11 protein-coding genes and 3 tRNA genes (1 of these 14 only partly in view) are annotated in these 9,910 nt (G+C 58.3%); 7 read left to right on the top strand and 7 right to left on the bottom strand.

Annotation, left to right across the window (positions count from 1 at the left end; translation table 11 throughout):
• Positions 1–72 precede the first annotated feature (72 nt).
• Positions 73–900 carry a protein-glutamate O-methyltransferase CheR gene (cheR, locus tag NUV89_RS18140; RefSeq protein ID WP_016979774.1) on the bottom strand — a complete coding sequence of 276 codons (828 nt, stop codon included), beginning with the start codon at positions 898–900 and terminating at the stop codon, positions 73–75.
• Positions 901–942: 42 nt separating this feature from the next.
• Positions 943–1,875 (bottom strand): chemotaxis protein CheV, encoded by a 933-nt coding sequence (locus tag NUV89_RS18135; RefSeq protein WP_257782383.1) that lies wholly within the window; start codon positions 1,873–1,875, stop codon positions 943–945.
• A gap of 94 nt (positions 1,876–1,969) precedes the next feature.
• Between NUV89_RS18135 and flgA the strand changes: the two genes are divergently transcribed.
• The 4 genes from flgA (at position 1,970) to NUV89_RS18115 (ending at position 4,565) form a co-directional block, all read left to right on the top strand.
• A complete protein-coding gene (gene flgA, locus NUV89_RS18130; RefSeq protein ID WP_257782382.1) occupies positions 1,970–2,734 on the top strand; it encodes a flagellar basal body P-ring formation chaperone FlgA in 765 nt (254 codons plus the stop codon).
• Between the two features lie 142 nt (positions 2,735–2,876).
• Positions 2,877–3,194, top strand: a complete 318-nt coding sequence (flgM, locus tag NUV89_RS18125) for a flagellar biosynthesis anti-sigma factor FlgM (RefSeq protein WP_257782381.1) — start codon at positions 2,877–2,879, stop codon at positions 3,192–3,194.
• A gap of 54 nt (positions 3,195–3,248) precedes the next feature.
• Complete coding sequence (locus NUV89_RS18120) at positions 3,249–3,719, top strand: flagella synthesis protein FlgN (RefSeq protein WP_257782380.1); 471 nt, start codon at positions 3,249–3,251, stop codon at positions 3,717–3,719.
• Positions 3,720–3,815: 96 nt separating this feature from the next.
• The gene (locus tag NUV89_RS18115) at positions 3,816–4,565 is read left to right on the top strand and encodes a flagellar brake protein (protein WP_026136980.1); all 750 of its coding nucleotides are present in this window, start codon (positions 3,816–3,818) and stop codon (positions 4,563–4,565) included.
• Between the two features lie 59 nt (positions 4,566–4,624).
• Here NUV89_RS18115 and NUV89_RS18110 read toward each other — a convergent pair whose 3' ends face one another.
• Positions 4,625–6,007, bottom strand: coding sequence for an MFS transporter (locus NUV89_RS18110; protein WP_257782379.1), 1,383 nt, complete (start codon positions 6,005–6,007; stop codon positions 4,625–4,627).
• 266 nt (positions 6,008–6,273) lie between these two features.
• Positions 6,274–6,350 (bottom strand) — tRNA-Arg (locus NUV89_RS18105).
• Positions 6,351–6,674: 324 nt separating this feature from the next.
• Here NUV89_RS18105 and NUV89_RS18100 point away from each other — a divergent pair.
• The 3 genes from NUV89_RS18100 to NUV89_RS18085 all read left to right on the top strand — a co-directional run bounded on the left by NUV89_RS18100 (position 6,675) and on the right by NUV89_RS18085 (position 7,812).
• Positions 6,675–6,902, top strand: a complete 228-nt coding sequence (locus NUV89_RS18100; protein ID WP_257782378.1) for a hypothetical protein — start codon at positions 6,675–6,677, stop codon at positions 6,900–6,902.
• A gap of 10 nt (positions 6,903–6,912) precedes the next feature.
• Entirely contained in the window at positions 6,913–7,092 is a 180-nt protein-coding gene (locus NUV89_RS18095) for a PA3371 family protein (RefSeq protein WP_257782377.1), read from the top strand.
• A gap of 393 nt (positions 7,093–7,485) precedes the next feature.
• Positions 7,486–7,812: an Arc family DNA-binding protein gene (locus NUV89_RS18085; protein ID WP_003193592.1), complete on the top strand. Its 327-nt coding sequence runs from the start codon at positions 7,486–7,488 to the stop codon at positions 7,810–7,812.
• A gap of 102 nt (positions 7,813–7,914) precedes the next feature.
• Here NUV89_RS18085 and mgtE read toward each other — a convergent pair whose 3' ends face one another.
• From mgtE to NUV89_RS18070, 3 genes are all read right to left on the bottom strand, one after another.
• On the bottom strand, positions 7,915–9,357 hold the full coding sequence (gene mgtE, locus NUV89_RS18080) for a magnesium transporter (RefSeq protein ID WP_017738211.1): 1,443 nt from the start codon (positions 9,355–9,357) through the stop codon (positions 7,915–7,917).
• A gap of 349 nt (positions 9,358–9,706) precedes the next feature.
• Positions 9,707–9,783: transfer RNA gene (locus tag NUV89_RS18075), tRNA-Arg, on the bottom strand.
• A 72-nt stretch (positions 9,784–9,855) separates the two neighbouring features.
• Positions 9,856–9,910, bottom strand: a tRNA-Arg gene (locus tag NUV89_RS18070) (it continues 122 nt past the right edge of the window).

The following is a 9,910-nucleotide window of genomic DNA, read 5'->3' as shown; positions in this document are numbered from 1 at the left end:
AGTCACCTCATCTATGACTGATATACCGCATTCGCGAGCAAGCCCGCTCCCACAATTTTGACCGCGTACGGCTTATTTCGCCTGGTAGATGATGCCCGGGCTGCACTGCACCATCTGGTAATGATCCGGCAGACCGTTCAGCGCTTCGGAAGCCCCCAGGAACAGATAGCCCCCACGCTTGAGCGTGCCATGGATACGCAACAGGATGTCTTTCTTCACTTCGGCCGAGAAGTAGATCAGCACGTTGCGGCAGAACACCATGTCGAACTTGCCCAGGCTGGCGTAGCTGTCGAGCAGGTTGAACGAGCGAAACTCCACCCGACTCTTGATCGGCGCCTTGACCGCCCAACGCCCTGCCCCTTTCGGGTCAAAGTAACGTTGCAGGCGCTCCTGGGACAAACCCCGGCCCAAGGCCAGGCTGTCGTACTCGCCGGTCTTGCAGTTGGTAAGCATGGTGCCGGACAGGTCGGTGGCCACAATCTGCGCACCCGCCTTCAGTTGGCCCATGTTGGTCCGCTCGAACTCATCGATGGACATCGAGATCGAATACGGTTCCTGCCCCGAGGAGCAGGCCGCCGACCAGATGCGCAAGCGCTGGCCCGGGCTGGCCTTGATGGCCTCCGGCAGCACTTTGCTCTTGAGCACTTCAAACGGGTAGGTGTCACGAAACCACAGGGTTTCGTTGGTGGTCATGGCATCGACCACCATTTCCTTGAGCCCGCTGCGCGGCTGCCCCTGGATACGCTGAACCAGCTCGCCCAACGACTTGATGCCCTGCTGCTCCATCAGCTTGTTGAGACGGCTGGATACCAGGTACTGCTTGTTTTCACCGAGCAATATGCCACAGGCTTTTTCCAGGAAGACCCGGAACTGTTCGAAATCCAAATTACCCGTAGACAATGATACCGCCTCTTAAATCGTGTGACCGCCAGGGGAAATCCCCTAGCCGTGATCTGCTGCCTTGATCCGGTCGACAACCCGGCTTGCCAGGTCATCCGGACGGAATTTGGCCAGGAAGTCATCGGCACCGACCTTCTTGACCATCGCCTGGTTGAATACGCCCGACAACGAAGTATGCAGGATGATATGCAATTTTTGCATGCGTGGATCGTTGCGTATCTCGGCCGTGAGGGTGTATCCGTCCATTTCCGGCATCTCGATGTCGGAAATCATCATCAAGAATTCTTCTTCCGGTTTTTTGCCTTCATCCACCAGTTTGCGCAGGTAGTCCAGCGCCTGGCGCCCATCGTTGAGTGCCACCACGTCTACGCCGACGGTTTGCAGGCAACGGGTCACCTGCTTGCGCGCCACCGAGGAGTCATCCACCGTCAGCACGCGCAGCGAGATCGCCTTGTGCGCCGTCTCGGCGTCGACCACACCGACGGAAATCGATTCCGAGGTGGGCGCCACTTCGGCGAGGATCTTCTCCACGTCGATGATTTCCACCAACTGGTTATCCACCCGCGTCACTGCCGTGAGGTAGTGATCGCGGCCGGTGCCCTTGGGAGGCGGATGGATCTCTTCCCAGTTCATGTTGACGATGCGCTCCACCGAGCGCACCAGGAAACCCTGGGTCTTGGTGTTGTACTCGGTGATAATCACGAAAGGGTTTTCGCGGTCCTGCAAACCTGCCGAGCCCGTAGCCAGGGACAGGTCAAGGATCGGAATGGTCGCGCCACGGATGTTGGCCACGCCACACACCACCGGGCTGGACTTGGGCATGATCGTCAGCTTGGGGCACTGCAACACTTCCCGCACCTTGAACACGTTGATGCCGTACAGCTGTTTGCCATCCAGGCGAAAAAGCAACAACTCCAGGCGATTCTGCCCCACCAGCTGTGTGCGCTGGTTTACTGAATCCATTACTCCTGCCATGCCTTGACTCCCACGCTAAAACCTTTGGCCATACCTATAAGGGCAGTGACGCGCACCCAACACTAAACGGCACGAGCTTTGCTATTTATTGGTCATGGATATTAAAACGACAGTTTCCCGACACCTTGACCTGACACGGTATTGCCGCTTGTTTTGCGTACCGCTGGCGCTGCTTGCCCTGGGCTTGGGCACCACGGCCCGCGCGGACAACGTCACCTTGCCTGATCTACTTATCGGCGTCACCCAAGGGTTTCTTGAGTTCACTGTAGAAGATTATCTGGCGACCACCCAGACACCCGGACGTTATGAAATCCAGGTCAACCAGCTCGACCCGCGCCTGCGCATGCCGATGTGCGACAAGGAATTGACAGCCACCCTGGAAAGCCCCGCCCAGCCGATTGGCCGCGTGACCGTGAAAGTACGCTGCGAGGGCGCTGCGCCGTGGACGGTGTTCGTGCCGGCGCAGGTCAAGCTGTTCCGCGATGTGGTGGTGGTGGCGCGGCCGCTGAAGCGCACCGGCATCATCGGCTTCGACGATGTTGTGCTGCGTGAACGGGATATCAGCCAGATCAGCCAGGGCTATCTCACCTCGGTCGATCAGGCGGTCGGGCAGAAATTGACCCGACCAGTGGTCACCGACCAGGTCATTACCCTGGTACATCTGGAACAGGCCGAGGTTATTCGCAAGGGCGACCAGGTGGTTATATCCGCCAGCAGCGGCGCGCTACAGGTCAAGATGCCGGGGGAAGCGCTGTCCAATGGCGGCATGAGTGAACAGATCAGGGTCAAGAATCTCAACTCCAACCGCGTAATCAAGGCACGGGTGACGGCACCCGGCCAGGTCGAGGTGGCTTTATAGAGAACTGGTATCGGACGCGAGCTTTTCCTACACTGTGTGCCAGACGTGCGCGCATGCAGATTTATTGTCAATCGAGCCTAAAGTTTGTCCGGGTATGGCCGAAAACATGGCAAGCGTCCAAATACCCAGAGGTTTTTTTATCATGGTCATCGATTTCAGTCGTTTAAATAATTCCCAGGCTTCGCCCGGCACTACGCGCGCCACCGGCACCAAGGACAGCGTAGAAGCCAAGTCCCAGCCGCTGCCCGCCAAGGCAGAACAGGCCGGCGCCAGCCAAAGCGGGGAATCCGTACACCTGAGCAATGAGGCTCAACAGTTGCAGAAGGTCACTGACTCGCTGCGCGATCAACCGGTTGTCAACAGCGCCCGCGTGGCCGAGTTGAAACAGGCAATCGCCGATGGCAGCTATAAAGTCGACAGCAACCGTGTAGCCAGCAAGCTGCTCAACTTCGAAGCCTAGCGCCAGGCAAAGGCCTGCGCCGGGCTTTTGGACGCTTAAAACCCAAGGCCAGCCATGCACCACGACGAAACCCTGCTTCAACTCATCATTGATGATCTGGCGCCGACGCAACATTTGCTCGAGCTGCTCAAAGAAGAATCCCTGGCCCTCTACGGCCGGGATATGCGCTTGCTGGAAGAAATCCTGGCACGCAAGCAGTCGCTGATCGTGCTCCTGGAACAGCATGGCAAAAAGCGCAGCCAGATTCTGGCCAGCCTCGGCCTGCCAACCGATCACGACGGCCTCGCCCAACTGGCCAGTCATTCCTCCGTCGGCGACGAACTGCTGGCGCAGAGCCAGGCGCTCAATGAGCTGCTCAGCCAATGCCAGGAAGCCAATTTGCTCAACGGTCAGTCGATCCAGCTTCAGCAAGCCACGACCGCCAACCAGTTGCGTATACTCCATGGCGGCGAGCCGCCGGCCCTGTACAACGCCCAAGGCTCCACCTCACGCCTGGTCAAGCCAGGCACCCGCAGCCAAGCCTGACGCCGGTTTACAGCGCGCCCTATCCAAGGCGCGTTACATGCTGGCAAAATGCCGGTTCTTGCGTGTAGTCGTATTTTGTCTGGAGATGGAAGAACCGTGTTCAACGCCCTTAATGCGGAAGATACACCGCAGCCACCCAAGGTACTCACTACACCTCTGGAAATTGTCGGCACCCTGCGGATGCTGCAAGAAAGCCACGACCCGCTGATAATCACCTTCCACGAACGCAGCCAGCGCTTCCAAAGCTACCTGGTGGACATCGACCGGGACAGCAAGACCCTGGCACTGGATGAAATGATCCCGCGCGATGGCGAACGCTTCCTGGAAAGCGGCGAACCGTTTCGTATCGAGGGTTTCCACGAAGGCGTGCGCGTCGCGTGGGAAAGCAACGGCACCTACACCGTCAGTGAAAAAGACGGCCACCGTATCTACACCGGCAGCATGCCGGACGAGGTGGTCTACCATCAGCGCCGCAATGCCTTCCGCGCCGCGCTGAAACTGGCACAACTGGTGAACATCGAGCTGGGCGGCGAGAAACTCAAGGCACCGGTCAGCGGCAAGCTGCTGGACATCTCCGCCACCGGCTGCAAATTGCGCTTTGAAGGCGACATCTCCGAGCGCCTGCAACTGGGCCAGGTCTACGATCGTTTTATCGCTGCCCTGCCCTTTGGCAGCATGACCACCTCCGTCGAACTGCGTTACCTGCACTTCGAAGAGAAGATCAACACCACCTTCGCCGGCGTGCGCTTCCACAACATGAGTGGATTGGTACAGCGCCAGGTCGAACGCTTTGTGTACCAACTGCAACGCGAAGCGCGGCGCTTTGACAAAGACGACGACTTTTAAGCTTTAAAGCACGCCACAAAAAACGGGCAGATCCTGATGGGATCTGCCCGTTTTTGCTTTCAGGGGCGCGCCCTGCTCAAGTCATGGGGGTGCTCTTCCGGGCCCAGAGGCTCTGGTGGCCCTTCGAATGCGGGCTCATCCGGCTTCGTTTCGACTTCAGGTTCGGGCTCTTCCGGCACAGCGGTCTGCATTTGCTCCTGCACCACCTGCTCATCGACCCGCGGGTCCAGCGCAGCCACCAGCGGCGAGCTGGACATGCTGTCGGGCATCGCCACGTGATGCAGCGGCGCATCATCCACCTGATGCAGGTTGGTCACCGCCTTCGGCCGGATGCGCCACACCAGGATCAGCGCACACAAACTGAAGAACGCGTAGAGCATCTGACTGCCAAACAGCTTCATCACCACACCGGCCAACAGCGGCCCGATACTGGCGCCGACGCCGTACGTCACCAGCAACATGGCGGTCAGCGACACACGGCGATCACCCTCGACGTGGTCGTTGGAAAAGGCCACGGCCAACGGGTAAAGGCAGAACTGCACCAGCGAACACAGGAAGCCCGCCACAAACAGCACCTCCAGCGGCACCTGCGTCATGATCGCCAACGGCAACGCGGCGACCGCCAGGCACAGGGCAAAACAGCGAATCAACAAGGCCCGGTCATAACGGTCGGACAACCAGCCGAGCGGCCACTGCACCAGCAGGCCGGCAAAAATGCACGAGCCCATGAACAGACCGACCTGCTCCGTCGTCAACCCTTGCTGGGAGGCGTAAAGCGGCGCGAGACCGTAGAACGAACCGACGATCAACCCCGCGCCCAGCACCGTACTCAGCGACTGCGGCACCCGTTTGATAAAGAAGCGCGGCTCCATCGGCGCAGGATGCAGCGGCGCCGGGTGAATCCGCCGAGTCATGGCCACTGGCACCAGGCACAGGGCAAAACACAGCGCGACCAGCATCAGCAATTCCAGACCGAGCTGGGGATGCATCACCAGGATCAGTTGACCAAGCACCAGCCCCAGGTAGGACGCAATCATGTAGCCGCTGAACACCACGCCGCGCTGCTTGGCGTCGGCCTGCTCATTCAGCCAGCTCTCGATGACCATGTACTGGCACATCATCCCCAGGCCGACGATGATCCGCAGCACAATCCAGGCCGGCAGCCAGTCAATCAACCCATGCCCCAGCACCGCCGCACCGACGATCCCGGCACAAGTGGCATACGCACGGATATGCCCGACCCGGGCGATCAAGCGATGCCCGATCTTGCCGCCCAGCACCAGGCCAAAATAGTTGGCCGCCATCAGCGCACCGACCCACAGGCTGTCCACATGGTCGGCCGCCAGGCGCAAGGCCAGGTAAGTGCTGAGCAGGCCGGAGCCGATCAACATCATCAAGGAGGCGAAATAAAGGGCTCGAAAAGATTTCCAGATCTGGCGCATCGGCGTTCCGAGCGGCTCCTTGCGGTGGGGGACAGGGCTATCGGCATGATAGTCCTGGGTGGCGGGTCCGGACAGGCGGTAAATGCCGTTTCCGGGGATTATTTTGCTTAACCGTCAGACGCTGCCCGACGGCTCGCAAGGTACACATATTGCGATAAATACATCGCGCACCTGCTGTGAACCCTGAACACTGGCAAGGTTCGACTCATCTTGGAAAGCGCGCACAAAAAAGCCCCGCCAGAAGAATCTGTGCGGGGCTTTGGATCTGGTGTCCCAGGGCCGGTTCGAACGGCCAACCTTCCCCTTAGGAGGGGGATGCTCTATCCAATTGAGCTACTGGGACAAATCGCCGTCGCTGCGCCAAGGGCAGTGCGACGGACGGCGTGCATGTTAACGGCCGAGGTGGGTTTTGTCATGTCGTCCGTAGGCTTTTTGAGTGTAGGCCGCTGCCTGCCAGAGCGACTACGACCTGGCCCAGTAAATCCGGCATTTGACGTCATCGTGCAAAATGCACTCCCTCAAAATGCCATCATTGCAAATTGCAATCAAACAGCCCCTCAAATAGCACATAAGCCACTGATTTTATTGATATAAAACATTGGCACGGGTTCTGCAATACTTCTCCTACAACAGCACATTGGCCACGCCAGCCACGGAGAACATAATCATGAACAGCGCGCTTCTGTTAGCTCTCAATACCGTGGCTCTGGCCGCATTGGTGATGTTCCACTTCCAATCGGGCGACAGCGAAGACACCGCGCAGCTCCACCAGCCGGTGCCGCATCACTTGCAACAGCGCCCGCAACTGGCCGTGATGACCGCCAAGCCACAATCCGACATCCACCTGACCCAGGGCACTCAAGCCGCCCCCTCCGCCGAACACTGGGTTTTCTGAGGGCGTACCTATGAGCAAGCCTGCCTGGCTGTTTCTTTGCCTGACCTTGGCCGCTGCCATTCTGGGGTTCAACGTCAACACCCAGGATGAGCAGACCACCTCCTTCATTGCCAGCGGTGTGTTTGCGAGCCTTCTGTTGCTGACGCTCATCGTAGGCCGGCGGATCAAGTTCGACCCCGTATTGCGCTGAGCTGCCCCTCTCCCCCTCCCCTACCTTATGTCGCCTCGCCCTAGTAAATCGGCAGATTGCCACTAGTCTTAAAACCAAGGGCAAAAGGCCACATTGCTATACGATGTGCGCCCTCCAGCCCTTCTGCGGCTGGGGTGCGGGCGAAAATTGCAGGATGAATTTTTTCGTCGAAAAGTTTTCCAACCAGTCCGCAAAAAAGCAAATCAGTGCTGGCATTACGCCTTTAGGCAGTTCAATATTTGTCACAGAATTGACGCCAAGGAACTGGCAAATCTGAGGCATGATGCGGCCTCATTGCAATTCAGGTTGAACTTTGGTCGTGAGCCTTGTCTTAACTCTCATCGCTTGCGGCCAATTCCAAAAACCGCTCCCCTGAACTAACCGGTTAAATATATGCGCCCATTGAAACAGGCAATTTATTCCAGCCGTACGGCTGACAAGTTCGTCGTACGTCTGCCAGACGGAATGCGGGAACGCATTGCCGAGGTGGCTCGCAATCATCACCGCAGCATGAACTCCGAAATCATCGCTCGCCTGGAGCAAAGCCTTATTCAGGAAGGTGCGTTGGGCGAAGAGTTGAGCATGCGCCTGGACAGCCCCGAGCTGTCGCTGCACGAACGCGAACTGCTGCAGCGTTTTCGTCAGCTCTCCCACCGCCAGCAAAATGCTCTCGTCTCGCTGATCGCGCACGACGTCGAGGCGGCCGCAGAAGCCAATTGATAGACGACTGAACGCCGGAGCCAGCCACGTGCTGGCTTTTTTTTGCTTGAAGTTTGAGTAGGGAATGCCGCAAGGGGGCAGAATTGCCCCCTCAGGATAGGATCAAAGCAGGAAGATCGTTGCCAGACCCAGGAAGATGAAGAAGCCGCCACTGTCGGTCATGGCGGTAATCATCACGCTGGCGCCCATTGCAGGGTCGCGCCCAAGGCGAGCCAGGGTCATGGGGATCAACACCCCCATCAGCGCTGCCAACAGCAGGTTAAGGGTCATTGCCGCCGTCATCACCACGCCGAGCGACCAGCTGCCGTACAGCAAGTAAGCCACCACACCAATCACCCCACCCCACACCAGGCCGTTAATCAGGCCCACCGCCAGCTCCTTGCGCAGCAGGCGCGATGAATTGGCAGTGCTCACCTGGTCCAGCGCCATGGCGCGCACGATCATGGTGATCGTCTGGTTACCCGAGTTGCCGCCGATCCCGGCCACAATCGGCATCAGCGCCGCGAGCGCCACCAGCTTCTCGATGGAGCCCTCAAACAACCCAATCACCCGCGATGCGATAAAGGCCGTGATCAGGTTGACGGCCAACCAGGCCCAGCGGTTCTGCAGCGAGCGCCAGACCGAGGCAAAAATATCTTCCTCTTCACGCAGACCCGCCATGTTGAGGACTTCGGTCTCACTTTCTTCACGAATCAAGTCGACCATTTCATCGATGGTCAAACGGCCAATCAGCTTGCCGTTCTTGTCGACCACCGGGGCCGAGATCAAGTCATAACGCTCAAACGCCTGCGCAGCTTCGTAGGCATCTTCGTCCGGGTGAAAACTCACCGTGTCACTGGCCATCAGGTCCGCGACTTTCTTGTCCGGGTCGTTGACCAGCAAACGCTTGATCGGCAGCACGCCCTTGAGGATGCCTTCGTAATCCACCACGAACAGTTTGTCGGTGTGGCCTGGCAGCTCTTTGAGGCGACGCAGATAACGCAAGACCACTTCCAGGCTGACGTCTTCGCGGATGGTGACCATCTCGAAGTCCATCAGGGCGCCGACCTGGTCCTCATCATAGGACAGCGCGGAGCGTACGCGCTCACGCTGCTGGCCGTCGAGGGCCTCCATCAGCTCATGCACGACGTCACGCGGCAGCTCAGGGGCCAAGTCAGCGAGTTCGTCGGCATCCATCTCCTTGGCCGCAGCCAGGAGCTCGTGATCGTCCATGTCGGCGATCAGCGTTTCACGCACCGAGTCGGATACTTCGAGAAGGATGTCGCCGTCGCGGTCAGCCTTGACCAACTGCCAGAGGGTCAGTCGATCATCGAGGGGCAAGGCTTCGAGAATGTAGGCGACGTCGGCGGAGTGCAGGTCATCGAGCTTGCGTTGCAGCTCGACAAGGTTTTGCCGGTGAACCAGGTTTTCGACACGGTCGTGGTTCGGACCTTCCTGGCGATGCGTAAGGTCTTCGACCACGCGCTGGCGCTGCAGCAGCTCGATAACTTGAGCCAGGCGATCCTGCAGGCTTTCTTGTGTTTTCTTTACTTCTACTTCGGTCATAGGCGAACTCCACTCCCAGCAGCGGGGCACGCCGGAAGGATCAATCAGTCAATTCATGATTGGTAAAACGGGGTACTGAGTCACTACTGGGTAAGTCCATGGAGGTATTCCACAAGCCCCGGCGGGGCTGACGGGCGCAATGATACACCGCCCGACCGCTTTAAACGTTAAAAAACTGGAAAGAACAAGCGCTTGCGAGCAAAAGCTGAGCAACGGCTGGATCTATGAACTGCGACGACGCAGCCCGAAAGGAAAACACATGACGCAGGAGAAAAGATAAAGCCTGGGATAAATCCTACTCAAACCCCAGACGGCAAAAAGCCCGCACTAGGCGGGCTTTTTGTTTGTATGGTGCACTCGACAGGATTCGAACCTGTGACCGCTCGGTTCGTAGCCGAGTACTCTATCCAGCTGAGCTACGAGTGCAGATTGTGTTTTTAGACCAGATCACAACTGGTTGGAACCAAGTCACCTGCATTGCTGCAACTGACTCTTAAATGGTGCACTCGACAGGATTCGAACCTGTGACCGCTCGGTTCGTAGCCGAGTACTC

Source organism: Pseudomonas sp. 18.1.10, assembly GCF_024655625.1.
GTDB lineage: Bacteria > Pseudomonadota > Gammaproteobacteria > Pseudomonadales > Pseudomonadaceae > Aquipseudomonas.
Note: the sequence above shows the minus strand (reverse complement) of the source record. Positions and strands in the feature narration are given on the sequence as shown.